Raw genomic sequence first — 24257 nt, forward strand, 5'->3', positions numbered from 1 at the left:
TACTACGGATGTAGTGGAAGTTACTACGCCCGTAGTTAAACTACAAATGTAGTATTCGAGGGTGAAGTCCCAGCGAGCCGAGCTCATCGCCGACACCGCCATCGACCTGCTCGTGGAGCGGGGGATGCGCGGCCTGACCCACCGGGCCGTGGACGAGGCGGCGGGGCTACCGCCGGGGTCCACCTCCAACCTGGCCCGCACCCGGTCCGCGCTGCTGGAGCTGGCCCTTGACCGGCTCACCCGGCTGGAGTCCGCCATGTTCGCGCCGATCCTCGGCGAACCGGGGCTGGACGCGGTCGACGTGCTCACCGAGATGACGGCACAGCTGCTCTGGTCGCAGTTGACCGTCGGCCGCCGCCGGACGGTCGCCCGCTACGAGCTGGCCCTTGAGGCCACCCGCCGTCCCGAGCTGCGCACCATCTATGACAGGGCGGGCGAGCGCTTCCGTGACCCCGCCGTCGCGATCCTCGCCGCCGCGGGGTCGCCCGACCCGGTACGGCATGGGCGCCAGCTCGTCGCCTTCGGCGAGGGCGTCATGTTCGACGCCATCGTCGGCGCCGGAGCCGAACCGACCCTGGACGACCTCCGCCTGGGGATCGGGGAACTGCTGCGCGGCATGCTCGGCCGGGAAGGCTCGTAGGGCTCGGCCGAAGCGTCGCGGAAACCGGAGAGGTCCGGGGCCCGAAAGGTTCGAGGGTCAGGGGAAATTCGGAAGGCCGGATGGGCCGGTTCGAGAGGCGTTCAGCGGGCCGGGCCGGTGAGGCGGGCGCGGTGGGCGGGCCACTCGTCGTCCAGGATGCTGAAATAGACGGTGTCGCGCCAGGTGCCGTCGGGGCGCCGGCGCTGGCGGCGCAGGGTGCCCTCGGGAACGCCGCCGATGCGCCTGATCGCGTTCTGCGAGCGGATGTTCAGGTTGTCGGTCTTGAGCTGCACTCGGTTCACGCCCAGCTTGTCGAAGGCGTGGTCGATCAGCAGGATCTTGCACGCGGTGTTCACCGCGGAGCGCCACACGGTTCTGCCGTACCAGGTCCAGCCGATCTCGATGCTGTCGGCGTACCCGGGCGTGTCGATGTAGGTGGTCCAGCCGACCGCCCGGCCGGTCTCCCTCGGCACCACCGCGAACGGCACGTAGTTCGGTGCTTCGACCAGCCGCGCCGCGATCCGGGCCAGCTCGGCCTCGGTGCGCGGGGTGGGGGCGGGCATCCAGCGCCACACCTCGTCGTCGCCGCCACCGGCCAGGAACAGGTCGGGGATGTGGTCGCCGGTCAGCGGTTCCAGCCGTACGGTGTCGTCTTCGAGGGTGAGGGGAGCGGGCATCTGCGCGGTCATGGAAGGGACTTTAGGGCTCCGGGTGGACCTGTCCGAAGGTCCACTCGGCGGCTCTTCCCGGGGACCACTCGGGGGTCCCGCCACGTCCCGCCGCGTCCCGTCGCGGAACGAGGATCCCGTGAATTTCGGCATTGCCGGGCGTGTCGACAGGCGTACCGTCTGGTCGGTACACTCTCGGGAGACCGTGAGGAGATCCCATGGATTTCGCGTTCCACGCCGGGACCGAGCAGTCGCGGGGGCGGCCGCTCGACGTCATGGACGAGTTCGCCCATCCGGTGCTCGCGGCCCGGATCGCCGGGCGCTGAGGATCTTTTGAGAAGCACATGACCTGACCTCGCCGTTCTCCCTCCCGCGTGCCGGGACTGCGGGCGGTGCCAGGGGGCCCGGGGTCACCGGGCACCCGAATCGATGAAGATCGACGAAGGGAGCGTTCGTGGCGCTGGACGAAGAGGCGGTCAGGGAGCGCGCTGTCGCGTTCCTGGCCGCGCACGACCCCGCGGGGGATCGGCTGGAGTTCCTGCGGGCCAGGTTCGACGCCGGGCTGGCCTGGGTGCACTTCCCCGAGGGGCTCGGCGGGCTCGGGGCCGCCCGCGAGCTGCAGCACGTGGTGGAGCACGAGCTCGCGGGGACGCCGCAGATCAACCTCGGGCTGCAGACGATCGGGCTGGGGATGGCCGCGCCCACGATCCTGGCGTTCGGCACCGACGAGCAGCGCAGCCGGTTCCTGCGCCCGCTGTGGACGGGCGAGGAGATCTGGTGCCAGCTCTTCAGCGAGCCCGGCGCCGGCTCCGACCTGGCCACGCTCGGCACCCGCGCGGTCAGGGACGGGGACGAGTGGGTCGTCGACGGGCAGAAGGTGTGGACCTCCGGTGCCCACCACTCCCGGTGGGCGATCCTGGTCGCCAGGACCGACGTGGACCTGCCCAAGCACCGGGGGCTCACCTACTTCGTGTGCGACATGCACGCTCCCGGGGTCGAGGTCAGGCCGCTGCGGCAGATCACCGGCGAGGCCGAGTTCAACGAGGTCTTCCTCACCGGGGTACGGCTCGGCGACGACCTGCGGCTGGGAGAGATCGGCGACGGCTGGCGGGTCGCGCAGACCACGCTCATGAACGAGCGGGTCGCCATCGGCGGCGCGCCGGTCAAACGGGGCGGCGGCATGGTCGGCCTGGTCGCCGAAACCTGGCGCACCCGGCCCGAGCTGCGCACCCACGACCTGCACCAGCGGCTGCTGCGCCTGTGGGTGGAGGCGGAGGTGACCCGCCTGGCCGGGACGCGGCTGCGCGAGCAGCTGTCCGCCGGGCAGCCGGGCCCCGAGGGTTCCGGTATGAAGCTCGCCTTCGCCTCGCTCAACCAGGCCCTGTCCGGGCTGGAGGTCGAGCTGCGCGGCGAGGAGGGCCTGGCCTACGACGACTGGACCTTCCGCCGCTCCGAAGGCGTCGACTTCGTCGGCCGGGGTTCCGGATACCGCTACCTGCGCGCCAAGGGAAACTCCATCGAGGGCGGCACCTCGGAGATCCTGCGCAACATCGTCGCCGAGCGCGTGCTCGGCCTGCCCTCGGAACCCCGCGTCGACAAGGACGTGCCCTGGAAGGACCTGCCCCGATGACGTACGACGCGAAAGTGGTGAGCGACCGGTGACACTGCTTTACACCGAGGTCGAGGAGGAGCTCCGCGCCTCCGTACGGGGCCTCCTCGCGGACCGCTGCCCGGCCGACGCCGTGCTGAAGCGGGCCGAGTCCGAGGCGCCGTACGACATGGACCTGTGGAAGACGCTGTCGCGGGAGATCGGGGTGGCGGGCCTGCTCGTGCCGGAGAACTACGGCGGGGCGGGGGCGTCGGCGCGCGAGGTCGCGGTGGTGCTGGAGGAGCTGGGACGGGCGGTGGCGCCGCTGCCGTTCTTCACCAGCTCGGTGCTCGCCACGAAGGCCCTGCTGAACGTCGGCGAGGAGGACCTGATTCAGGAGCTCGCCTCGGGTGAGACGACGGCGGCACTGGCGGTGTCGCTGGCGGCCTCGCCGTACCGGCCGCTGCCGGAGACCGTCACCGTCACGGACGAGGGGCTCCTGAACGGGGAGGTCAGGGCGGTGGCCGGCGCGGACGTGGCGGACGTGCTGCTGGTGCCCGTCGGAACGGCGCTCTACCAGGTGGAGGCGGAGAACGTCCGGATCGACGTGCTGCCCTCGCTGGACCTGACCCGGCCGATCGCCACCGTCACGTTCTCGGACACCCCCGGGCTGGCACTCGGCAGGCTCGACGTGCGGAGCGTGCTGAACTTCGGCGCGGGGCTGCTCGCCTCCGAGCAGCTGGGTGTCGCCGAGTGGTGCCTGGGCACGACGCTCGCCTACATCAAGGAGCGTCACCAGTTCGCCCGCCCGGTGGGGTCCTTCCAGGCGATCAAGCACCGGATGGCCGATCTCTGGCTGGACGTGGTGCGCGCCCGCGCCGCTGCGAGGAACGCCGCGGACCTGCTGGCCACGGCCTCGCACCCGCTCTCGCCTCCCGATGGTGTGGAGGCGGCCGGTGAGCGCGAGCTGGCGGCGGCGGTGGCCAAGTCGTGGTGTTCCGAGGTGGCGCTGCACGTCGCCGAGGAGAGCGTCCAGCTGCACGGCGGGATCGGGATGACCTGGGAGCACCCGGTGCACCTGTATCTCAAGCGCGCCAAGGCGACCGAGATCGCACTCGGCACCCCCGGCGCCCACCGGGAGGCCGTGGCGGCTCTCGCGGACCTGCCCGCCCCCATCTGACCTTCTCCCCGCTCGCGGGCCTGCCCCGCCCGGCCCGCGAGCGGGTGTGAACTGGAAGGCTTACTTGGTAAAGGGGGCCTGCTCCGGGCGAAGCGAGGTGAGGAGCAGGTCGGCGAAGTGCGCCCCCAGTTCCGCGCCCGAGAGCGGGCCCTCCGCGTTGTACCAGGTGCCCAGGTGGTGCACGGAGCCGAAGAAGAAGTCGACGACGATGTCGGCGGGCACGTCCTTCCTGAAGGTGCCCTCCTGCTGGCCCTCGATGACCAGGTCGCGGAAGCGCTCGTGGTAGCGGCGCCGCTCGGCGCGGACGACCTTGCGGATGTCGGGCGTGAGCAGGTGCATCGACCGGAAGAAGATCTTGGAGTCGTCCAGGTTCTCCACGGTGGTCGCCACGACGTCCGCGGCGGCGGTGTGCAGGCGCTCGGCCACCGGCCCCGAGCTCTCGGCGAAGTGGGTCAACCGCTCCATCTGCATGCGCAGCACCCGGCCGTAGATCTCGCGGAGCAGGTCGTCCTTGGAATCGAAGTAGTGGTACATGGCGCCCTTGGTGACACCGGCCGCCGAGACGATTCCCTGCACCGACGTGCCCTCGAAGCCCCGCTCGGCGAAGAGGCGGGTGGCCTCGCTGAGCAGGCGCTGCCGTACCGGCTCCTGGTCCTGAGTCATGCGCGTCCCCCATGGTGTGGTGAGGGAAAGCGTACCGACTGGTTGGTCAAGCAGGCGGCCGATTGACGGAGACGTGTTACTTGCGTCACCTTCGCGATTGGACGATAGCTGGAGCCCCAAATTGGGTATTTCATAGTCCAAGGATCTTCAGTGTGGCAGGTCCCCCCACTTTCTTTCACGACCGCATCGAGCCATGGGGGTTCGTCATGCCCGGCGGATCTATCTACGTGACGCCCGTCGACCAGGTTCACGGCCTGTCGCCCCAGGTCATGTACGAGCAGTTCTGGCTCAAGGAGGTCGCCCATCGCAGGAAGATGCGCGGGGTCAAGGCGGCGGTCGGCCTGGTGGTGGGCGTCGCGCTGGCCTACCGGTTCAACCTGTCCCCGCCGATCCTCGGGCTGCTGTGCGGCCTGCTCATCGGTGCCGCGGACGCGTTCTGGACCTGGCGCGAGTACGACGCCACCGCCGTCTGGCGAGGCAAGCGCAGGGGCGAGACCATCACCGGCAGGCTGCTCCGCCGCAGGCTGCGCAGGGCCGGCTACCACATCCTCGACGGCCGGGCCATCCCGGGCAAGGCCTCGATCGACCACCTCGTCATCGGTCCCGGCGGCATCTGGGTGGTCGACAACGAGGCCTGGCACCCGGAGACCGAGATCGCCCGGTACGGCGACCGGCTGTTCCTCGGCGAGAAGTACGGCACGAAAACGGCGAAGGCGCTCGTCGAGGTCTCCGAGTCACTGGCCGAGGTGCTCTCCCGCGAGACGGGCATCCCGGTCACCATCGAGCCGTTGCTCGCCGTGCACGGCGGGCAGCTCAGGCGGTCGGTCACCGCGGAGGGGCTCACCCTCCTCAAGCCCCGCCTGGTCGCGCGCTGGATCAAGGACGGTCCGCGGGCGGACTTCGACGACGCCCAGGTGGAGGTGCTCGCCAGGACCGCAGCCCGGGTGCTGCGCCGGATGAGCTGACCGTACGAGCGACCGCGCCCGGAGAACCGGTGAACGCGAACGCCGTCGCCGGGTGGAATCCGCTCAGGCGAGTTCCTCGATGAAGGCCGCCAGCTGCGCGACGTTCCGGCACTCGTACATGGGCACGATCCCCCCGTACGCCGTCGCCACCGAGTCGCCGGTGTCCCACTGGGCGGTCGGCTCCGGGTTGAGCCAGTAGCTGTGCCGGGCGTCCTTGGTCAGCCGCCTCAGCGTCTCCAGCGCGGGCGGCTGGTAGTTGGACCGGGCGTCGCCCAGGATCAGCAGTGACGTCTTCGGTCCGATGGCGTCGCCGTACCGCTCGGCGAACGTCTCCAGCGCGTGGCCGTAGTTGGTCCGGCCGAACCGCACCATGTCGGCCTCCCTCACCAGCCGGGTCATCGCCTCCGCCACGTCGGCGCCGGGCACGAAGAACCGGGTGATCTCGTCCACCGTGTCCACGAACCCGAACGCGCGGACCTTGGTGAACTGCTCGCGCAGCGCGTAGGTCAGCAGCAGGGTGAAGTGGGCGAAGGCGGCGACCGAGTCGCTGGTGTCGCAGAGCACGACCAGTTCGGGCTTGTGCGGGCGGCGCGGCCTGTTGAAGGTGGTCAGTGGCACCCCGCCGCTGGACAACGAGGCCCGTACGGTCCTGCGGAAGTCGAGGCGGCCGCGGTGGCCGAGCCGGTGCTTGACGGTCAGCCTGGCGGCGAGGCGCCGGGCGAGCGGGTGCACCTCCCTGCGGAGCCTGGCCAGGTCGGCCTTGGTGATCCGCAGGAAGTCGAGCTGCTCCAGCGGCGGGCGTACCGAGGATCGGGCGATCCGCTCGATTCCGGAGTCCTCGGCGATCCGGCGGCGCACGTCGCGGGAGACGGCGTCCTCGAAGCGCCTGGTGTTCTCGCCGATCCGCTGCCGGGCGACCTTCTCGGCCAGCCCGCCGCGCTCCTGGCCGGCGAGGACCTCGGCGAGCAGGCGCGCCATGAGCGTCTCGGGGGAGAGCGCCCGCATCACCGAGTAGGAGAACCAGTTCTGCCTGCCGGGACTCGCCACCTGGCGGCCGAAGCGCTCCACCATCGCCCGCGCGAACTCGTTCATCCCCTCGGCGCCCAGCAACAGCTCGGCCAGCCTGTCGCGCAGCTCGGGGAGTTCGGCGGTCTCCAGGTCCGGTTCGGCCTCGTGCGAGGGCCGCAGGCCGGTCGTGGAGGCGGGGAACCACAGGTCGAACAGCGTGTCGAAGCCCGGCCGGTGCGAGGGCCGCTTGACCAGCGTCGCGGCGTACGCGGCCCGCAGCGACTCCCGCTCGGTCAGGTCGATCACCTCCAGTGCCCTGGCCGCGTCCAGCCCCTCGGCCAGCGACACCGGCAGCCCCGCCTCGCGTAGCGCGTGCACGAACCCCACGTGCCGGTCGAGCAGGCTCACCTTCCGCCTCCCGCCCCGTGGGCCGAGCGCTCCGCGCCGGTCACAGGGCCAGTTCCTTGCGTGCCCGGGTCTGGTCGGAGGCGTGCTTGAGCACGACGCCGAGGGTGGCCCCGATCGCCGCCTCGTCCAGCTCGGTCCTGCCCAGCGCGATCAGGGTGTTGGCCCAGTCGATCGTCTCGGCGATCGAGGGCGCCTTCTTCAGCTCCAGGGCGCGCATGGTGGCCACCGTACGGGCGAGTTGCTCGGCCAGGGCGGTCGTGATCGTGGGCACCTGGGCCAGCACGATGTCGCGCTCGCGCTCCGGCGTCGGGTACTCCAGGTGCAGGTAGAGGCAGCGCCGCTTCAGCGCCTCGGAGAGCTCGCGGGTCGCGTTGGAGGTCAGCACCACGTAGGGCCTGCGTACGGCGGTGATCGTGCCGAGCTCGGGGATGGTGACCTGGTAGTCGGACAGGATCTCCAGCAGCAGCCCCTCCACCTCGACGTCCGCCTTGTCGGTCTCGTCGATCAGCAGGACCGTGGGCGTCCGGGAGCGGATCGCCGCGAGCAGTGGCCGCTCCAGCAGGAACTCCTCGGTGAAGATGTCGTCGTGGGTGGCGTCCCAGCTCTCGTCCTGTCCGGCCTGGATGCGCAGGAGCTGCTTCTTGTAGTTCCACTCGTACAGCGCCCTGGCCTCGTCCAGCCCCTCGTAGCACTGCAACCTGACCAGTTCCGCCCCGGTCGCCGCCGCCACGGCCTTGGCGAGCTGGGTCTTGCCCACACCGGCCGGCCCCTCGGCGAGGAGTGGTTTGCCGAGCGCTCCCGCCAGGAAGACCGAGGTCGCGATGGAGTCGTCGGAGAGGTAGTCGACGGCGCTGAGCCGCTCGCTGGCGTCGGCGGGCGAGGCGAACCACATGTGTGCTCCCAGTACAGGACCGAATGTTGTTCTAGCTTAGCCGTTGATCGTCGCGGATTTCGAAGCCCTGCCCGATGTGCGCTATCCTTCAAGAGCTTCAAGCGCCGCTAGCTCAGTTGGTTAGAGCAGCTGACTCTTAATCAGCGGGTCCGGGGTTCGAGTCCCTGGCGGCGCACTTGCGGGAAAGCCCAGATCGGCATCGCCGATCTGGGCTTTCTTCTTTTGAATCCTCGGTGAGCCGGGTCAGCGGACCCGGCGGCCGTGGCTGGGCTCGCTCTGGCGGTTCGCCCGGTCCACGGCCGTCACGTGGTAGTGCGCGCCGCCGGCTCCCTCGGGGTCCACCCAGCGCACGTCGCGGCCCGCGGGGATGACCGCGACCAGGTTGCGGGCGTCGGCGAAGTCACCGGGACCGGCCTGCCGGTCGAACCTGAAGACCGCGAACTGGAACGGGACGTCCCTTCCGGGGGCGACGATGTGCAACTCGGCGCCACCGGCCACCTTGTGCGCGGTGGCCAGGACCGGGCGGCGCGGCGGCCGGCCGCCCGCGAGGCGCGGCAGCAGCGGGGCGAGGGCCGGGCGGGTGTAGTGGTCGGTCACGGCGGTGCTGACGCTGCCCAGCCGGTCCTCACGTACATCGCCGGAGTTGTACCAGATGTCGCCGCCGACCTGGGGGTTGTCCCGGTTGAGAGTGAGGTGCCGGGAAAGCTCGTCCGGCTGGAACCACTGGGCGGGCTGCCCGGCGGCACCGGCCTTGTAGGCGGCCTGGCCGATCCAGAGCTGGACGTCGGTGCCCGCCGCCACGCCGGACCACCAGGGGATCAGCTTGGCGTAGTCGGCGTTCGACTGGCCGATGTACCAGTAGATCTGCGGTGCGATGTAGTCCAGCCAGCCCTTCCTGACCCAGCCCCGGGTGTCGGCGTGCAGGTTGTCGTACGACTGGCTGCCGGCGGTGTCCGAGCCGAGGGAGTCGGTGGACCTGTTCCGCCAGATGCCCGAGGGGCTGATGCCCCAGGCGACCTCCGGCTTGGCCTGCCGTACCCGCTGCTGCATCTCCCGGACGAGCAGGTCCACGTTGTCGCGCCGCCAGGAGGCGAGATCGGGGAAGCCCGCGCCGTAGCGCGCGAAGGCCGCGGCGTCGTCGAAGGCCGTGGTGTTGACCGGGTAGAAGTAGTCGTCGAAGTGCAGGCCGTCGATGTCGTACCTGGTGACCGCGTCCATCATCGCGTCCTGCACGAACGCCCGCACCGCGGGGATGCCCGGGTTGTAGTACAGCTTGCCGCCGTAGGAGACGATCCAGTCCGGATTCCTGCGGCCCGGGTGCTCGGGGTGCAGTTTGGCCGGGTCCGGCTGCATCGACACGCGGTACGGATTGAACCAGGCATGGAAGGCCAGGCCGCGCCGGTGCGTCTCCTCGACCAGGAAGGCCAGCGGGTCGTAGCCCGGGTCCTGGCCCTGAACGCCGGTCAGGTACTCCGACCACGGTTCGTGCGGCGAGGGCCAGAAGGCGTCGGCGGTCGGCCGGATCTGGACGAAGACCGAGTTGAGCCGACGGGTCCGCGCGAGGTCCAGCCAGGCCAGGTACTCGGCCTGCTGCGCCTCGACGGTCAGGCCGGGCTTCGACGGCCAGTTGATGTTGAGCACCGAGGCGATCCACATCCCGCGCATCTGCCGCAGCGGCGGGACATGACCGTCGGCGTTGCCGGCGGCGAAGGCGGGCGTCGAGGTGAGGGCCGACAGGGGGAGAGTCGTCGCGCCCGCGGCCAGGGCCAGGCCGCGCAGGACGGAACGTCGGGTGGGTGCGCTCATGCGGACCTCCGGGGGGCTGAAGAAGAAGGCGCCGAGCGTGACATTGGCAGAAACTTACTTTCAAATCAATGACAATGAAGGAAAATATCGTTGAGATGCGATCCGCTCCAAGGCGTTCGGGCATGCGGCCCGGTGGGGGCCACGGCGCGCCGAGGGGTCGGGTGGATCGGTGGTGATCCGGTGGCGGGTGCGTGTCGGTCGCCTGGAGATGGGCACTGGACATAAACCCATATAAGAGGTAGGGATAGTATGAAAAATTCCATGACATTCGAGGAGCAGCCATGGCAGCCAAAGTGATCGACGCGACCGCGTACGTCCAGGAATGGCAGGACTGGCACCATCGGCACGAGGTGGTGCTGGCCGATCCCCACGGGTTCCTCGCCGTCACGAACCTGCACTGGCTGACCTCTGAACCGCAGCGCCTGCCGGATGCTCCGGGGGAATGGTCGACCGGCGGCGAGGGCGTCGTGGTGACCCTCGGAGACGCGGAGGAACTGGTGGTGGACGGCACACCGGTGCGTGGCCGGTACGTGTTCGGCCTCATCCCCGAACGCGGCGCGATCAATGCCACCTGGGGTGACGCGGTGATCGAGGTGGCCAGGCGGGGCGGGCATGACATCGTCAGGCCGAGACACCCGGACCACCCGCTGCGTGTCGCGTTCGCCGGCACGCCGACCTTCCCGCCGGACCCGCGCTGGCTGGTCGCCGGCCGCTACGTGCCGTTCGACGAGCCCCGGCCGACGGACGTCGGGGCGGCGGTGGAAGGGCTGCGGCACGTCTACGACGCGCCGGGGCGGGTCGAGTTCGAGCTCGACGGGCAGACGCTGAGCCTGACGGTGTTCAACGGCCACGCGCCGGGCAGCCTGATCGCCCTGTTCACCGACGCGACCTCCGGCGTGACCACCTACGCCGCCAACCGCGTCCTGCAACTGGGGGTGCCCGACGCCGGCAACCGGGTGACCGTGGACTTCAACCGGGCCACGAACCTGCCGTGCGCCTACACCGACTTCGCCACCTGCCCGCTGCCGCCGGCGGAGAACCGATTGCCGGTCGCGATCGAGGCAGGCGAGAAGATCCCCTACGAGCGCGGCTGACGTCGGATGAGCACGCCCGTGATCCCGCTCATCCGTTCCCCTGGGGGAGAGCATCGGCCGGTTCAACGGGATCACGGCCAAAGGTCCGCCGGGTGGCGGGCGCGCCAGGCGGTGTAGTGCGGCTGACTTTCGAGGGATTCGCGGTGGGCCTCGGTGGCGAGGCGCGTCAGCTCCTCGGCCCGGTGGGCGAGGGCGCCGTCGCGGCGCCAGGCCGCCAGGTGCCTGATCCACACCGGTGATCCGGCGAGCGGGCGGACCACGAGCCCAGGTCCTGCGGGGAAGCTGGCCTGGCAGGGCGAGATCGCATGCTTCCCGGCGATGAGATTACGGATCATCATCGGCTCGATCATGATGTACGGCATCTTCGGGACGAAGCCCTCGTTCTGGCAGGCGGTCACGAAACACTCCGGCCAGCCGACGCCGTCCGGCGGCGAGAGCACCCAGTCGTCGCCCGCCAGCTCCGCCAGCGGCACCTCCTCCAGCACCGCGAGGGGATGGGCCTCGGCCATCGCCACGAAGACGGGTTCCACGGCGATGGGACGCACGCCCACCGAGGGTGGGATGACCAGCTCGTGGCCGGGGTAGTCGATGAGGGTCGCGGCGTCCAGCCGCCGGGAGGTCAGCAGATCCAGCAGCAGGCGGGGCGAGTGCTCGGTGTGCACGGTGATCGAGGCCCCCGGGACCTCGAACAGCCGCCGCAGCAGGCCGCTGAACAGGGGGTTGGCGTAGCCGCCGATGCGGGCGACGCTCGTCTGGCCGCTGGGCGGCAGGGCGCCTGTCATCAGCTCGTCCACGGTGTGCAGCGCGGACCTGGCCCGGGTGAGCACGAACTGGCCGAACGGGGTCGGTGTCACGCCCAACCGGCTGCGCCGGAAGACCTGGCCGCCGAGCGTGGACTCGATCCGGTGCAGCTGGGCGGTCAGGGCGGGCTGGGAGACGCCCAGGGAGGCCGCCGCCTTGCTGAGACTCCCCGCGCCGGCGATGGTGCATAACGCTCGAAGGTGCCGTAGCTCCAGCTGCATGGGCCAAATATAGTGCGGCATAACGCTGGATTTATATGTCTCTGGGATAAGACGCGGTTCCCTCGTTCGGCGCACAGTTGACGGTGATCCCTACTTCCGAAGGAACCCCCTATGCCAGTGACCTACCGCCGTTCCGGCCTCGTCTTCACCGATCACACGATCACCGTCCCGCTGGACCACTCCAGCCCGGACGGGGCGACGATCGAGGTGTTCGCGCGGGAGGTGGTCGCGGCGGGGCGGCAGGGGGACGACCTGCCGTGGCTGCTGTACCTGGAGGGCGGCCCCGGCCACAGTGCCCCCCGCTCGCCGGTCGGGTGGCTGCACCGGGCCACCAGGGAGTACCGGGTGCTGCTGCTGGACCAGCGCGGCACCGGGCGCAGCACTCCCGCCAACCGGCAGACCCTGGCCGGCCTCGACGACCCCGCCGCCTACCTGCGCCATTTCCGGGCCGATGCCATCGTCAGGGACGCCGAACTGCTTCGCGCGCGGCTTCTCGGGGACCGGCCGTGGAGCCTGCTGGGGCAGAGTTTCGGCGGGTTCTGCGCGCTGACCTACCTGTCGCTGGCCCCCGAGGGGCTGCGCGAGGTCATGATCGCGGGTGGGCTGCCGCCGCTGGCCGACCGGCCCGAGGACGTGTACCGGGCGGCCTACCCCCGCGTCCTGGCGCACAACGAGCGGTTCTTCGCCCGCTATCCCGGTGACCTGGCGATCGCCCGTCAGGTGGCCGACCACCTGCAACGGCAGGAGGTGTTCCTGCCCGGCGGGGAGCGGCTGACCCCGCGGCGCTTCCAGACCCTCGGGATCACGTTCGGCACGGAGAGCAGGTTCGACACGCTGCACCATCTGCTGGAGGAGGCGTTCGCCGGTGAGAAGGAGCTGTCCGACGTCTTCCTGCGCCGGGTGGACGCGCTGGTCTCCTACGCCGAGCACCCGCTGTACGCGCTGCTGCACGAGGCGTCCTACTGCCAGGGCGGGGCCTCCAACTGGGCCGCGCACCGCGCGCTGGGCGAGTTCCCCGAGTTCGATGTGGAGCAGGGCGGCCCCGTCCGGTTCTTCGGCGAGATGATCTTCCCGTGGTTCTTCGACGAGGACCCGGCGCTGGTCCCGCTGCGGGCCTGCGCCGAGGCACTGGCCGCCTGCGAGTCCTGGCCGCGCCTCTACGACCTGGACCGGCTGAGCGGCAACACCGTTCCGGTGGCGGCGGTGATCTATCACGACGACCTGTACGTGGACCGCGACAGCTCCCTCCGCACCGCGAGCACGGTGCGTGACCTGACTTCCTGGATCACCAACGAGTATGCCCACGACGGGTTGAGGGTCTCGGGCGAGACCGTGCTGGACCGGCTCATCGCGATGGTCCGCCGGTGAGCCTGGGGACATGACGGGGGCTCGGCTTCCCGTGCCTTCCGGTGGCGTACGAGCGTCGATCGCCTTTCGCGGAGATGAGCCCTTTTCCATAACCCGCGGGTTATGGAAAAGGGCTCATCGTGTCCATCTCAACTGCCCATAACCCACCGGTTATGAACAGCCTTGACCTGCGGCTCCCCGGCCGGTACGAACGGGCCGACAAGCTCGACACTCTCGCGTGATCACCCCGTTATCCGACACCGGTGACAATCTGCGGCATTCCCCAAGCAAGGAGAACCCGTGCGCAGATCGTCCGTGGTGGTCGCCACGCTCATGGTCATGGCGTGTCTGTCGACCGGTCCGGCTCACGCCGAGGATCCGGGCCAGACGCGAAAGGTCGAGGTCTTCGGCGAGCACGCCCCCCAGGGCTACACCGAGGTTCCGGTGGAGAGCGGCGACAAGGCGAGGGGCCTGGCCGTGCCGTCCGCCACGGTGACGCCGATCGAGGTCAACGGCCCCAGTGACAAACGCATCGACCTGGTCTACCTCGGTGACGGTTTCACCGAGGACGAGCAGGACGCCTACACCGCCCAGGTGGCCAACAGCTGGAACATCCTGGTCCAGCGCGAGCCGTTCAAGAGCTACCGCAAGCTGTTCAACGTCTGGCAGGTGAACGTCGTCTCCAACGAGTCCGGCGTCGACAACGACCCGGTCAAGGGGGTGCGGAAGGACACCGCGCTGGGCGGTGAGTACTGGTGCGAGGACCTGGAGCGCCTGGTCTGCGTGGACATCCCCACCGCCCAGTCCTACGCCGGGCTGGCCCCCGCCTTCGACCAGATCGCCGTCGTGGTCAACAGCCCCACCTACGGCGGTGCCGGCTACATCGAGGAGAACCTGGTCACCTTCTCCGGCGGGCACCGGAGCGGCCCGGAGATCCTGCCGCACGAGTTCGGCCACTCCATCGGCGACCTGGCCGACGAGTACCCCTACTGGGCCTACCCGGACGACGGCAGCACCTACACCGGCGACGAGCCGGTCGAGACCAACGTCTCGATCCACAACGCCGGACAGCAGACCGCGCGGCAGGCCAAGTGGTGGTACTGGCTGGGCGCCGAGACCCCCGACGGCGGCGTGATCGACACCTTCGAGGGCGGCGCCTACTACAACCTCGGCATCTACCGGCCCAGCGACAACTCGCTGATGCGCTCTCTGTACCGGGAGTTCAACCTGGTCGGCCGCGAGGAGATGGTCCGTACGTTCGTCGGCACGACCGGCCTGATCGACGACTCCACCCCGAGCGGCAAGGTCAAGCCGAACAGCACCCTGACGGTCACCCCGGTGGGCCTGCCGACCGTGTCCACCCGCTGGTTCATCAACGGCCACGAGATCACCGAGTGGGCGGGCAGGACCTCGGCGGTGGCTCTGACCAAGAAGCCCAAGGGCCACGGAAAGCCCGAGGCGCCGTGGTGCGGGCGTAAGGACCTGAAGGCCAAGAAGGGCGACTGCACCTACTCGGTGCAGGTCAGTGACTCCACCGACTTCGTGAGGAACTCCGCCTACAAGGCGGACACCCTCACCCAGTCGATCACCTGGACGGTCGACAAGCACTGACCGGAGGATCCTGCCACGCCCCGCTCGGGACGCGGCGGGACCGGATGGCGAAAGAACGGCGATCGCCGAAGGATGTTCCGCGGAAGCGGGCGTCCTTCGGCGATCGCGTGCGTTCAGCGCCGGGTCGTCATCCCGTCTTGGCGAGAATCGCCTTGGTCATCGCGTCGAGACCGATCAGGTTGAACTTCTTCCCGAGGGTGCGCATGATCGAGTTCTCCGACGGGCGGTAGATGCCGTACGCGTAGTCGGCGCCCCCCTGGTAGGCGCCGATCACGCCACCGTCGGGAGTGGCCTGACCCAGGTACTGGTACCACTTGCGCTTGCCCGAGGTGAGCTGCGCGGCGGTGTACTTCGACACGTTCGCCGCCGACGGCTCGCCGCCGGTGTAGGTGCTGTTGAGGGTGGAGTACTCGTCCGCGAGGTTACCCATTGAATGTCCGAGCTCGTGCACCACGACCTGGCCGGAGCTCGCGTTGCCGCCCGAGGCGGTGGCGACGCCGCCGCCCGCGCCGTACCCCGCACCGCCGTACTTGGTGCTGTTGCCCAGCGCCACCACCTGGTCGACACCGGGTGCCAGCGCGGCGTAGGACTTGGCGGTGGCGGTGTTCACGCAGAGCAGGCGCTCGATTCCCGAGCACCAGAACCCCATCCCGAGCGCGGTGTTCCTGCTGACGCCCTGGGTGGGGTCGTTGTCGACGCCCGACTGGCTGGAGACGACGTTGACCATCCACACGTTGAAGGAGTTCTTGTAGGTGCTGAACGGTTCGACGGCGGTCATCTCGGCCCACTTGCTCGCGGCGTGGGCCTGGAAGGTGGCGATCTCGGCGGAGGTGTAACCGTCGCCCACGAAGACCAGGTCGAAGCGCTGGGAGGAGGGGCCCGTCTGCTGCAGGGCGGTGACCGTGGCGGTCGGCGCGGCGCGCGGGGCGGGAGGCACCTGCCGCTTCGGGATCTCGACCTGCTGGATCGTGCCGTCGGGGGAGAAGACCTCCACCCGCTCGGTGGATCCCGGCGGGGACGGTTCGGCGGTGGCGGACGTTGGTGTGGCGAGGAAGGCGATGACGACCGGTACGAGCAGCGCCAGGCGGAGGGGGCGGGGCACGGCGTCTCCTTGGGGGTGAGCGCAGTGGATCTAGTGCCCACATCGTGATTTATCGCCATACGCCCAGATAATCCCTTTTCGAGATAACCCTCCCGTTATAGTGGTGAATTCTGTGCCCTCACCCCCTCCATGGCTTCTCGTGCCTGGCCGAGGTGCTCGGGAGGCCGACGCCGTAAAACGCACTCGAAGACGGGCGGTCCGCTACCGGTGAGACGGGCTCCGATGGTGGTGGAGCCGCCGCCCCGCCGGATCGAGTCACCGGCCAAGCCCCGGCCTTGATCACGTCGCGGAGCGGAAAGCAGGCGTAGAGTAGGAGGTACCGAGGACATTTCGTACGTTGGCATTCAGGTCGACGTCGCCCAAGGCGATAGGCGAATCCGGTCCTCCTACGGGCCGAGACGGGCCGGGCGATCATGACGCAGGCGCTTCTTTCCCACAGCACACCGCTCACCGACGAGGCACGTCTGAGTCTGGATCCCACCCTCGGCCGCAGGGGCGCCGTGGACGGGGCCTGGTGGCCACACTCCCAGGACGCGGCGGTGGAACTGCCAGACCTCATCGCCGCCGTCGACCGGCGGCTGGACCGGCCCGTCAGGCGGGTGGGTCTGCCCCTGGGGTCCTGGGACGACATCCCGCACCGTGTCGCGGCCCCCGGCCGCCAGGTCAAGGTGGGCTGGTTCCGCAACATGGACCCACACGTGGTCACCCTGATCTGCGAGGCCATGGAACCCGTCAACCTGCTGGTCATTCCACCCGGCACCGAGAGCGGCACGGCCGCGCACGCGCTCACCCTGGCCACCAGGTGCGCGGGCGCCACCCGCCCGACCGACATCCTCACCGCCGCGGCCTCCTCGGACGTCAGCTCGATCGCCCGGGATGACAGCCGGGCCGTCTGGGAGGACGAGGGCGGACAGATCGCCGGCTGCGCACCGGCCGCCGGTCACCAGGGCCCGGATCCTCGCCGAGAGGAGACCTCATGACCATCCTGAAAACCCGAGCCTCCTGCGGAGTGGGGCCCCAGGCCGTCGCCCCCGCCGCCACGGTCATCCATCTGCACGGCGAGATCGACGTCTTCACCAGCGCGGCGCTGCGCGAACGGCTGCTCCGCGCGTTGCGGCGCGGAGCGAATCCGCTCATCCTCGACCTGTCCGGGGTGTCGTTCTTCGACACCTCGGGGCTGGCCGTACTGGTCGGCATCCAGCGCCGCGCCAGATCGCTCGGAGTCACCTTCGAGCTGTCCGCGCCTCGTCACCAGACGGCGGACCTGCTACGGGTCACCGGCCTGGACCGCACCTTCACCATCCGCTGAACGTCGGTCGAGTCCTCTGGGGGAGGATCCCCTTCACCAGAGGACGATGGAGCGGGTCAGGATCTTGGTGAGGTCGTCCTCGGTGACCGGCCGGGGGGCGGTGCTGAGCAGGCGCTGCTGCTTCATCGCGCCCTCCGTCAGCGCGGGGACGTCCGCCTCGGTGTAGCCGACGCCGCCGATCCCGCCGGGGAGGCCGATGTCGCGCATCAGCCTGGTCAGCACGCCGGGCAGGTACTCGGAAAGGTCGTCGGGCCTGGCGGCGGACGGGTCGAGCAGTTCGGCCGCGCGCAGGTGCCGCTCCGGCTGCGCCTCGAAGGTGAACCTGAACGCCTCGGGAGCGGTCAGCGCGACGGCCATGCCGTGCGGCACCATCGGCTCGCCCGCCGGGTAGCCCTCGGGGTGGAAGTCCCTGACCCGCCCGGCGATCGGGTAGGCGTTGGCGTGCGGGATGTGCACGCCCGCGTTGCCGAACCCCAGTCCGGCGAACGTCGCCGCCAGCGCCATCCGTCCCCTGGCTTCGACGTCGTCCCCGTCGCGTATGGCGGTGCGGAAGGACTGCGCGAGCAGCGCGATGGCGCGCTCGGACCACATGTCGGCCACCGGGTTCGAACCGCAGTAGGGCACCCGCTCCTCGGGGCGTTTGCGCTCGTATGAGGTGTACGGCCGGGCGGTGTAGCTCTCCAGGGCGTGGCAGAGGATGTCCATCCCGGCGGCCGCGGTGACCCCGGCGGGCTGGGTCATCGTCAGGTCGGGGTCGACGACGGCCAGCACCGGGCGGAGCCGGGCGTGGCTGATCCCGGTCTTCACCTTCAGGTCGAGCACGTCGAGCACACAGATCGTGGTGCTCTCGGACCCCGTTCCGGTGGTCGTGGGCACCGCGACCAGCGGCTTGAGCGGCCGGGACGGGGCCAGGCCGCCGCCCACGGGCGCGTTGACGTAGTCCATCAGCTCGCCCGGGTTGGTGGTGAGCAGGTTGACCGCCTTGGCGGTGTCGATGCTGGAGCCGCCCCCGACGGCGACGAAGGCGTCCCACGGCCCGGAGGCGCGGGCGTGTTCGATGGCCGCCAGCAGGCTCTCGTCCGTCGGCTCGACGCGCACGCCCTCGTAGACGCTCGCCTCCATGCCGAACCCGGAGAGCTGCTCGGCGATCCGCTGTGGCGCGCCGGTCGCGGCCACCCCGGGGTCGGTGATGACGAGGACGCGCCGGACGCCGTACTGCCCGAGGTCGAAGCCGATCTCGGCCGAGGCACCGGAGCCGAACTTCAGGGCGGGGGCGCCGTAGGTGAAGACGGACTCAGGATTGCCCGGAGCACTGAACACGCCCGGCTCCTCTCTCGCTGATCTTAGGAATGTCACGGGAGAGCCGTAAGAGGTACTCCGTGACACTTGATGCCCATTTCTCCGCCTGCCGACCCCGGATCTCGCTGATCTTCCCGGCGAGGTCAGAACGGTCTTGGTACCGACTTCTACGATTGCCGACACGTTCCCAGACGGCACCCCAAGTGGTGATATCTGCCCTCATGGCAAGAGGAATGCATGCAAACGGCAAGTCGTCCTCACTAGCATCGCCGCCATGATGAAAAGAATGATCGCGGTGACCGCTGTCGCCGGAGCCGTCGTGCTGGCGGCCCAGCTTCCCGCGTCCGCGAGCTCCTCCACCGCGCTGCTCCGGCTGCGCGGCGGTTTGACGCTGGAGATCCCGAACTCCTGGCGGGTGTACGGGACCGCGGACCAGGTCCGGGTGGTGACCGGTGCCTGCGCGCGGCCCAACGGCGGTTACTTCCAGCCCAGGTGCGACAGCTTCTGGGTCATCGGGCCGAAGGCCCTCAAGACCGGCGCCGAGGGCTTCGGGCGCTACAACCCCGACCAGGGGCCGTTCTACCCGGCGTCCGACGTGGTGCCCTGCGCGACCAACCCCAAGTACGGCCAGGTCCTCGGCAAGGCGATCGCGGTCGGCTACCGCAACATCGGGGTGGCCCACAAGGCGCACTACCGGGTGTGGCCCGGCCGGTGCGTGACGTACACCGGCGGTGAGCAGAAGTCGACGTTCAACCAGCGTGAGTGGTACCTGCCCCAGTCGAAGATCCTCATCGTCGACCAGTGGGCCACCCCGGGCCTGGCCACCATCCTGAAGAACGCGGTCTGGGACAACTGACCGTCAGACCCGCCACCTGGAACCGGACCGGCCTGCTCGCCCCTCGATCACGGGCAGGCCGACCGGCCACAACTCCCGCCCGCCGTCGCCATCGGGCCCCGGTACGCGTACGGCGGGCGTGCTCGCGGCGGACCATCGTGGTGGTACGGGCCAGGTGGCGGTCACCCGGCCCGGAGAACCTGCCGCTGCCGCCGCCGTCCCTCATCGACTTCCGTGAGCTCGCGGGCGGGGAGTGATCAGCCGAATACCTGCTCGGCGCGTGTGTCGTAGGTGGTGCGCGCGGCGTCGATCTCGTCGAGATGTTCTTCCGCCCAGCTGACGAGACCGTGGACGGCCTCAACCAGGGTGTGGCCCAACGGGGTGAGCGCGTAATCGACACGGGGCGGCATCACCGGGTACATGGTGCGCGAGACGATGCCGTCCCGCTCCAGCTCGCGCAGGGTGACGGTCAGCATGCGCTGGCTGATGCCGTCGATCTCGCGCTTGAGCTCGGTGAACCGCTTGGTCCCCACACTTAGCTTCGAGATCACGTACAGCGACCACTTGTCTCCCACCCGGTCGAGGATCTCGCGGGCGCGGCAGGCGGCCGGTGTGCGGGAGGACGGTGCGCCCATGGTTACCTCCGGTGAACCGAGCAAGGAAAAAGTGCCTTCTTGTGCGATGAGACGCGGCGACTGAGCATAGAGCCAGTTCCGAACAGAGATCAGGTCACTTTCAAGAACTGAGTTACTCATCAAGACTAAGGAGACATCATGGAAGCCGAAGTTGTCGAGATCCCGGGCTACCTGGCCGCGACGTGGGCCATCGATCCGGCCCACTCCTACGTGGGATTCGTCGTACGTCACCTGATGATCGCCAAGGTGCGTGGCCACTTCACCGGGGTCGAAGGCACGATCACCACTGCGGCGGAGCCCCTGGGGTCCAGCGTGACCGCGGCCATCGACCTTGCCTCGGTGAGCACCGGCAACGCCCAGCGCGACGCGCATCTGCGCTCCGCCGACTTTCTCGAAGTCGAGAAGTTCCCCACCATGTCGTACCGTTCCACGGCCATCCGGTTGGACGGCCGCGGCCACGTCGTGGACGGCGAGCTCACACTCAAGGACGTGACCCGGCCGGTGTCACTGAAGCTGGAGGTCAACGGCTTCGGCCCGGACCCCTTCGCCGCCGAGCCCTTCCGGGGCGGCCGCGCCGGGTTCACCGCGACCGGCGAGATCAACCGCATGGACTTCGGCGTCAGCTACAACGGGCCCATCCCCGGCGGCGGCATGGCCTTGGGGGAGAAGGTGGACATCGTCCTGGAGATCGAAGCCGCTCGCACGGGGGCATAAGGATCAGGCCGGGCATGGGCCGGAGAGTTCGACCCCCCGCCGCCACCGTGAACAGTGCCGATCAAGATGGCGGCATCTCGACCCCGGCCGGCAAGCCCTGCTCGCTCTGGCCCATCTGCGCAACGGTGACACCTACACTCGTCTGGCCTTCGGATTCGAGATCGGTGTCAGTACCACTTGGCGGTATGTCCGCGAGGCCGTTGCCCTGCTCGCCGCGGCCGCCGACGAACTGGAGGCCGGCGAAGCGTTCGGTCAACAGGGCGGTGAAACGCTCATTGATGTCGAGGGCGATATGCCACCCCCGCCCGTCGAGTCGCTCTTGAATCGTCCGGCTGAACGCACTTGTGCCGGAGCCAAGTTCCACGACGACCGGTTGCCCCATTGACGGAATCGGTGATGTCATCTGCCGGGCGAGAGCTTTGCCGCTCGGTATCACCGATGCGACAACGGTTGGCGCCTTGGCGAATTCACGGATGAACGGAATGAGAGTGTTGTTCACGACGCCTTCTTTCTAACCGACGAAACGGGCGGACTCGATGTGTCGGGTCCATCGGTCATTGCATGGCGCGATGCCCGGCGCTCTACGGACCGCCACGCGCTTCGTAGAACGCCGGGCATCGCGCCGCTCTACGAAGCGCGTGGCGGTCCGCTCCAGCTTGGCGAGGGTTAGCGAGAGTTTCTCGCGTGCGCGCTCGCCCTCCCCGGACAGCCCGGAAATTTCGAGCACGCCGAGCGTTCGACTACTGGGTGAGGGGACGCTGGAGGCGATCAGCGGGTTTGAGCGTGCGCTACACGACCCTGGGCTGGTCGATCAGGGTGCCGACGTTGTGGTAAAAGATCCGATTCTCGACGATCTTGCCGTCCTTGATGGTGAACTGCTCGATGAACTGGGTCAGCTCCCCCGTCGCGACGTCCGTGATGCCGACGCACGCCGCTACGCGGTCGCCGTCGGCGATGGTGTAGTGCACCGTGATCTTGGAGACGTCGAGGTAGTTAGGCAGGATCTGGGCGAGGGCGAGGAATTCGTCCTTGCCGTGGTAGGCCTTCCCGAAGGGCAGGAACGCCGGCTCGATGACCGCGACGTCGTCGGACAGGTAGGAGAAGACTCCCTCGACGTCGCCGCTGTTCGCCGCTGCGAACATGGCTTCGACGATCGCGCGGTTCTTCTCGGTCAATGAGGTATCTGCGGACATGGCGTTTCTCCTTTGAGGCGCAGGCTCTCGTGCGTCGAGAACCCCCGTTGGGGTGCGGTGTTCGGGCTGGATGCGGCACACGCGTTGCTGCTGGTTCAGCGGTCGATCGTGGACTCGTTGAAGTCGTCGTGCCGGGCGCCGGTGGCCGGCGTGAGGGTGTCGAGCCGCTGCAACTGGTCGGCGGTCAGGATGACGCCGTCGGCGGCGGTGTTCTCCTCGACGCGAGCGACTCGCCGGCTGCCGGGGATCGGGGCGATGTCCCCGCCCTGGGCCACCAGCCAGGCCAGCGCGATCTGTGCCGGGGTGGCACTGACCTCGGCCGCGATGTTCCGTACTTCCTCCACGAGCTGCAGGTTCTGGTAGAAGGCCTCGCCGATGAAGCGCGGATTGGTCTTGCGCCAGTCGCCGTCGGGGATCTCCTCCGGCGTGCGGATCTGGCCGGTCAGGAACCCGTGCCCGAGTGGCGCGTAGGGGACGAGGCCGATGCCCAGCTCGCGTAGCAGGGGCAGCAGCTCGGTCTCGACGTCGCGGGTCCACAGGGAGTATTCGGTCTGCAACGCGGCAATCGGGTGCACGGCGTGGGCGCGGCGAATCGTGTCCGGCGAGGCCTCGGACAGGCCGATGCTCAGGACCTTGCCTTCGGCGACCAGCTCGGCCACGGTGCCGATGGTCTCCTCGATGGGGGTGTTCCGGTCGACCCGGTGCTGGTAGTAGAGGTCGATCCGGTCGGTGCGCAGGCGCTTCAGGGAGCCCTCGACGGCGGTGCGGATGTTGGCCGGACTGCTGTCGAACAGGCCGGTTCCATCCCCGGCATGGGACAGGATGCCGAACTTCGTGGCGAGGACGACCTGGTCGCGCCGACCCTCCAGCGCCTGACCGACGATCTCTTCGCTGTGGTACGGGCCGTAGCTTTCAGCGGTGTCGATGTGGGTGACGCCGAGGTCGAGCGCGCGATGGATGGCGCGGATGGATTCAGCGTCGTCCAGGCCGCCGCCGGAGAGGAGGGTGCCGGCCATGGACATGGCACCCAGGCCGATCCGGGAAACCCGCAGGCTCCCCAGCATGGCGTGCTGCATCAGAGAACTCGTTTCTCGTCGAGAGTGTCGAAGGAAGGTGCGTCAGAGGGAAGCGGCGAGGGACGGCGTCCACGGCATCCGGGCGCCGATCTCGATCTCGCCGACATCCAGCCAACATCGGTTCACCACATCTCGACAGGCACTGCGAAAAGGGGTACTCACAGGGACCCCTTCCGGGACGCGGGCCGGGCCTACCCTTGATCTCATGGACGAGAAGGAGGCCGCACGGGCGGCGGTCCGCGAGTTCCTCACCACCCGCCGCGCCCGGGTCACCCCAACGGACGCCGGCCTTCCTCCGCAGGGCACCCGCCGTCGGGTGAAAGGCCTGCGCAGGGAGGAGGTCGCGTTGCTCGCCGGGGTCAGCCCGGAGTACTACGTGCGGCTCGAACGCGGCCAGGCAACCGGGCCCTCCGCCGGAGTCGTCGACGCCGTCGCCGGCGTCCTGCGTCTAGACGATGACGAACGCGCTCACCTCGACCGGCTGCTCGCCGCCCTGACCCCCGCAGCCCGCAAACGGAACCGCGGCGCGGCGAAGGACCTGGTCACCCCCGGAATCCGGGTGCTGCTCGACTCGATGGACCACCTACCCGCAATGGTCTTCAACGGCCGGTTCGACATCCTCGCGGTCAACACACTGGGGCGCGCACTCCTCGCACCGATGTACGACCTGCCCGGACAGCCGAACAGCGCCCGCTTCCTGTTCCTCGACGAGCCCAGGGCCCGAGACCTGTTCCCCGAATGGGACCGGATCACAGCCGACACCGTGGCGATGCTGCGCATCGAGGCCGGCCGCCATCCCGACGACCCCGACCTGACCGAACTGATCGGACAACTCGCGACCCGCAGCACAGAATTCCGGACGCGCTGGGCGACCAACGACGTACGAATCCACCGAACCGGCACGAAGACCTTCCGGCACCCCCTCATCGGCGAGGTCACACTGCCCTACGAGACCCTCCGCATCGACGCCGCCTCCAACCAGATACTCACCGTCTACGCCCCCCAACCCGGCACCCCCGAAGCCGACGCGATCCGCCTCCTGGCCAGCTGGAACGCCGACAACCAACGGAACAACAACCCGACAGCAGGAACACGCGGCCAGAACCCCGAGGACTAACTTGATCTTTAACCTGCGGCCGGTCGGTATCGACCCCGGCTGACCATGGGGACAGCCCTTGATTGATCATTCCTCTTGTCCAGGG

23 protein-coding genes, 1 tRNA gene and 1 pseudogene are annotated in these 24257 nt (G+C 69.2%); 14 read left to right on the top strand and 11 right to left on the bottom strand.

Annotated features, from left to right (window positions below; all coding sequences use genetic code 11):
- The first annotated feature begins 61 nt into the window (after window positions 1-61).
- Window positions 62-640, top strand: coding sequence for a TetR/AcrR family transcriptional regulator (locus ABT130_RS11860; RefSeq protein WP_350955001.1), 579 nt, complete (start codon window positions 62-64; stop codon window positions 638-640).
- 101 nt (window positions 641-741) lie between these two features.
- Here ABT130_RS11860 and ABT130_RS11865 read toward each other — a convergent pair whose 3' ends face one another.
- Window positions 742-1329, bottom strand: a complete 588-nt coding sequence (locus tag ABT130_RS11865) for a GNAT family N-acetyltransferase (protein ID WP_350955004.1) — start codon at window positions 1327-1329, stop codon at window positions 742-744.
- Window positions 1330-1762: 433 nt separating this feature from the next.
- On the opposite strand from ABT130_RS11865, the gene ABT130_RS11870 reads away from it, so the two are divergent.
- Window positions 1763-2938 carry an acyl-CoA dehydrogenase family protein gene (locus ABT130_RS11870; protein WP_451935047.1) on the top strand — a complete coding sequence of 392 codons (1176 nt, stop codon included), beginning with the start codon at window positions 1763-1765 and terminating at the stop codon, window positions 2936-2938.
- Window positions 2939-2966: 28 nt separating this feature from the next.
- Window positions 2967-4076 carry an acyl-CoA dehydrogenase family protein gene (locus ABT130_RS11875; RefSeq protein WP_350955007.1) on the top strand — a complete coding sequence of 370 codons (1110 nt, stop codon included), beginning with the start codon at window positions 2967-2969 and terminating at the stop codon, window positions 4074-4076.
- A 60-nt stretch (window positions 4077-4136) separates the two neighbouring features.
- Here the strand turns inward: ABT130_RS11875 and ABT130_RS11880 are convergent, their stop codons facing one another.
- On the bottom strand, window positions 4137-4739 hold the full coding sequence (locus ABT130_RS11880; protein WP_350912616.1) for a TetR/AcrR family transcriptional regulator: 603 nt from the start codon (window positions 4737-4739) through the stop codon (window positions 4137-4139).
- Between the two features lie 206 nt (window positions 4740-4945).
- On the opposite strand from ABT130_RS11880, the gene ABT130_RS11885 reads away from it, so the two are divergent.
- The gene (locus tag ABT130_RS11885; RefSeq protein ID WP_350955010.1) at window positions 4946-5704 is read left to right on the top strand and encodes a nuclease-related domain-containing protein; all 759 of its coding nucleotides are present in this window, start codon (window positions 4946-4948) and stop codon (window positions 5702-5704) included.
- 63 nt (window positions 5705-5767) lie between these two features.
- On the opposite strand, the gene ABT130_RS11890 is transcribed toward ABT130_RS11885, so the two are convergent.
- Both ABT130_RS11890 and ABT130_RS11895 read right to left on the bottom strand, forming a co-directional pair.
- Complete coding sequence (locus ABT130_RS11890; protein ID WP_350955013.1) at window positions 5768-7120, bottom strand: vWA domain-containing protein; 1353 nt, start codon at window positions 7118-7120, stop codon at window positions 5768-5770.
- Between the two features lie 40 nt (window positions 7121-7160).
- Window positions 7161-8012, bottom strand: a complete 852-nt coding sequence (locus tag ABT130_RS11895) for an AAA family ATPase (protein WP_350912622.1) — start codon at window positions 8010-8012, stop codon at window positions 7161-7163.
- 101 nt (window positions 8013-8113) lie between these two features.
- Between ABT130_RS11895 and ABT130_RS11900 the strand changes: the two genes are divergently transcribed.
- A tRNA-Lys gene (locus tag ABT130_RS11900) sits at window positions 8114-8187 on the top strand.
- 68 nt (window positions 8188-8255) lie between these two features.
- Here ABT130_RS11900 and ABT130_RS11905 read toward each other — a convergent pair.
- Window positions 8256-9818 carry a glycoside hydrolase family 10-like protein gene (locus ABT130_RS11905; RefSeq protein WP_350955015.1) on the bottom strand — a complete coding sequence of 521 codons (1563 nt, stop codon included), beginning with the start codon at window positions 9816-9818 and terminating at the stop codon, window positions 8256-8258.
- 281 nt (window positions 9819-10099) lie between these two features.
- On the opposite strand from ABT130_RS11905, the gene ABT130_RS11910 reads away from it, so the two are divergent.
- On the top strand, window positions 10100-10912 hold the full coding sequence (locus ABT130_RS11910; protein ID WP_350955018.1) for a DUF1684 domain-containing protein: 813 nt from the start codon (window positions 10100-10102) through the stop codon (window positions 10910-10912).
- A 71-nt stretch (window positions 10913-10983) separates the two neighbouring features.
- Here the strand turns inward: ABT130_RS11910 and ABT130_RS11915 are convergent, their stop codons facing one another.
- Window positions 10984-11934 carry a LysR family transcriptional regulator gene (locus ABT130_RS11915; protein ID WP_350955021.1) on the bottom strand — a complete coding sequence of 317 codons (951 nt, stop codon included), beginning with the start codon at window positions 11932-11934 and terminating at the stop codon, window positions 10984-10986.
- A gap of 111 nt (window positions 11935-12045) precedes the next feature.
- Between ABT130_RS11915 and ABT130_RS11920 the strand changes: the two genes are divergently transcribed.
- The gene (locus ABT130_RS11920; protein WP_350955024.1) at window positions 12046-13302 is read left to right on the top strand and encodes an alpha/beta fold hydrolase; all 1257 of its coding nucleotides are present in this window, start codon (window positions 12046-12048) and stop codon (window positions 13300-13302) included.
- A gap of 279 nt (window positions 13303-13581) precedes the next feature.
- A complete protein-coding gene (locus tag ABT130_RS11925) occupies window positions 13582-14892 on the top strand; it encodes a M64 family metallopeptidase (RefSeq protein ID WP_350955026.1) in 1311 nt (436 codons plus the stop codon).
- A gap of 127 nt (window positions 14893-15019) precedes the next feature.
- Here the strand turns inward: ABT130_RS11925 and ABT130_RS11930 are convergent, their stop codons facing one another.
- On the bottom strand, window positions 15020-15994 hold the full coding sequence (locus tag ABT130_RS11930) for a M64 family metallopeptidase (protein ID WP_350955029.1): 975 nt from the start codon (window positions 15992-15994) through the stop codon (window positions 15020-15022).
- 413 nt (window positions 15995-16407) lie between these two features.
- Between ABT130_RS11930 and ABT130_RS11935 the strand changes: the two genes are divergently transcribed.
- Together ABT130_RS11935 and ABT130_RS11940 are read left to right on the top strand one after the other, a co-directional pair.
- Window positions 16408-16974, top strand: a complete 567-nt coding sequence (locus ABT130_RS11935) for a DUF5994 family protein (protein ID WP_350912643.1) — start codon at window positions 16408-16410, stop codon at window positions 16972-16974.
- Window positions 16971-17303, top strand: coding sequence for an STAS domain-containing protein (locus ABT130_RS11940; RefSeq protein WP_350912645.1), 333 nt, complete (start codon window positions 16971-16973; stop codon window positions 17301-17303). Before ABT130_RS11935 ends, ABT130_RS11940 begins: the two co-directional genes overlap by 4 nt.
- Window positions 17304-17336: 33 nt before the next feature.
- Here ABT130_RS11940 and ABT130_RS11945 read toward each other — a convergent pair whose 3' ends face one another.
- A complete protein-coding gene (locus ABT130_RS11945) occupies window positions 17337-18623 on the bottom strand; it encodes a hydroxyacid-oxoacid transhydrogenase (RefSeq protein ID WP_350955032.1) in 1287 nt (428 codons plus the stop codon).
- Between the two features lie 253 nt (window positions 18624-18876).
- Between ABT130_RS11945 and ABT130_RS11950 the strand changes: the two genes are divergently transcribed.
- A complete protein-coding gene (locus tag ABT130_RS11950) occupies window positions 18877-19458 on the top strand; it encodes a hypothetical protein (RefSeq protein ID WP_350912649.1) in 582 nt (193 codons plus the stop codon).
- A 236-nt stretch (window positions 19459-19694) separates the two neighbouring features.
- On the opposite strand, the gene ABT130_RS11955 is transcribed toward ABT130_RS11950, so the two are convergent.
- Window positions 19695-20192 carry a winged helix-turn-helix transcriptional regulator gene (locus ABT130_RS11955; protein ID WP_350955035.1) on the bottom strand — a complete coding sequence of 166 codons (498 nt, stop codon included), beginning with the start codon at window positions 20190-20192 and terminating at the stop codon, window positions 19695-19697.
- An 18-nt stretch (window positions 20193-20210) separates the two neighbouring features.
- On the opposite strand from ABT130_RS11955, the gene ABT130_RS11960 reads away from it, so the two are divergent.
- Window positions 20211-20786, top strand: coding sequence for a YceI family protein (locus ABT130_RS11960; RefSeq protein ID WP_350955037.1), 576 nt, complete (start codon window positions 20211-20213; stop codon window positions 20784-20786).
- A 37-nt stretch (window positions 20787-20823) separates the two neighbouring features.
- A pseudogene (locus ABT130_RS11965) lies at window positions 20824-21024 on the top strand (helix-turn-helix domain-containing protein); the annotation flags it as partial.
- 550 nt (window positions 21025-21574) lie between these two features.
- On the opposite strand, the gene ABT130_RS11970 reads toward ABT130_RS11965, so the two are convergent.
- Both ABT130_RS11970 and ABT130_RS11975 read right to left on the bottom strand, forming a co-directional pair.
- Window positions 21575-21979 (bottom strand): nuclear transport factor 2 family protein, encoded by a 405-nt coding sequence (locus ABT130_RS11970; RefSeq protein WP_350955040.1) that lies wholly within the window; start codon window positions 21977-21979, stop codon window positions 21575-21577.
- A gap of 95 nt (window positions 21980-22074) precedes the next feature.
- The gene (locus ABT130_RS11975) at window positions 22075-23055 is read right to left on the bottom strand and encodes an aldo/keto reductase (protein WP_350955043.1); all 981 of its coding nucleotides are present in this window, start codon (window positions 23053-23055) and stop codon (window positions 22075-22077) included.
- A gap of 205 nt (window positions 23056-23260) precedes the next feature.
- Between ABT130_RS11975 and ABT130_RS11980 the strand changes: the two genes are divergently transcribed.
- Window positions 23261-24172 carry a helix-turn-helix domain-containing protein gene (locus ABT130_RS11980; RefSeq protein ID WP_350955046.1) on the top strand — a complete coding sequence of 304 codons (912 nt, stop codon included), beginning with the start codon at window positions 23261-23263 and terminating at the stop codon, window positions 24170-24172.
- Window positions 24173-24257: the final 85 nt, after the last annotated feature.

Origin of the sequence: Streptosporangium sp. NPDC001681 (genome assembly GCF_040298085.1) — a bacterium.
Taxonomy (GTDB): domain Bacteria; phylum Actinomycetota; class Actinomycetes; order Streptosporangiales; family Streptosporangiaceae; genus Streptosporangium.

Excerpts from the sequence above, each read along its gene's own strand:
- ABT130_RS11865 (WP_350955004.1), bottom strand. The coding sequence starts at position 1,329 with ATGACCGCGCAGATGCCCGCTCCCCTCACCCTCGAAGACGACACCGTA.
- ABT130_RS11880 (WP_350912616.1), bottom strand. The coding sequence starts at position 4,739 with ATGACTCAGGACCAGGAGCCGGTACGGCAGCGCCTGCTCAGCGAGGCC.
- ABT130_RS11885 (WP_350955010.1), top strand. The coding sequence starts at position 4,946 with ATGCCCGGCGGATCTATCTACGTGACGCCCGTCGACCAGGTTCACGGC.
- ABT130_RS11895 (WP_350912622.1), bottom strand. The coding sequence starts at position 8,012 with ATGTGGTTCGCCTCGCCCGCCGACGCCAGCGAGCGGCTCAGCGCCGTC.
- ABT130_RS11905 (WP_350955015.1), bottom strand. The coding sequence starts at position 9,818 with ATGAGCGCACCCACCCGACGTTCCGTCCTGCGCGGCCTGGCCCTGGCC.
- ABT130_RS11910 (WP_350955018.1), top strand. The coding sequence starts at position 10,100 with ATGGCAGCCAAAGTGATCGACGCGACCGCGTACGTCCAGGAATGGCAG.
- ABT130_RS11915 (WP_350955021.1), bottom strand. The coding sequence starts at position 11,934 with ATGCAGCTGGAGCTACGGCACCTTCGAGCGTTATGCACCATCGCCGGC.
- ABT130_RS11920 (WP_350955024.1), top strand. The coding sequence starts at position 12,046 with ATGCCAGTGACCTACCGCCGTTCCGGCCTCGTCTTCACCGATCACACG.
- ABT130_RS11935 (WP_350912643.1), top strand. The coding sequence starts at position 16,408 with ATGACGCAGGCGCTTCTTTCCCACAGCACACCGCTCACCGACGAGGCA.
- ABT130_RS11940 (WP_350912645.1), top strand. The coding sequence starts at position 16,971 with ATGACCATCCTGAAAACCCGAGCCTCCTGCGGAGTGGGGCCCCAGGCC.
- ABT130_RS11950 (WP_350912649.1), top strand. The coding sequence starts at position 18,877 with ATGATGAAAAGAATGATCGCGGTGACCGCTGTCGCCGGAGCCGTCGTG.
- ABT130_RS11955 (WP_350955035.1), bottom strand. The coding sequence starts at position 20,192 with ATGAGTAACTCAGTTCTTGAAAGTGACCTGATCTCTGTTCGGAACTGG.
- ABT130_RS11960 (WP_350955037.1), top strand. The coding sequence starts at position 20,211 with ATGGAAGCCGAAGTTGTCGAGATCCCGGGCTACCTGGCCGCGACGTGG.
- ABT130_RS11970 (WP_350955040.1), bottom strand. The coding sequence starts at position 21,979 with ATGTCCGCAGATACCTCATTGACCGAGAAGAACCGCGCGATCGTCGAA.
- ABT130_RS11975 (WP_350955043.1), bottom strand. The coding sequence starts at position 23,055 with ATGCAGCACGCCATGCTGGGGAGCCTGCGGGTTTCCCGGATCGGCCTG.
- ABT130_RS11980 (WP_350955046.1), top strand. The coding sequence starts at position 23,261 with ATGGACGAGAAGGAGGCCGCACGGGCGGCGGTCCGCGAGTTCCTCACC.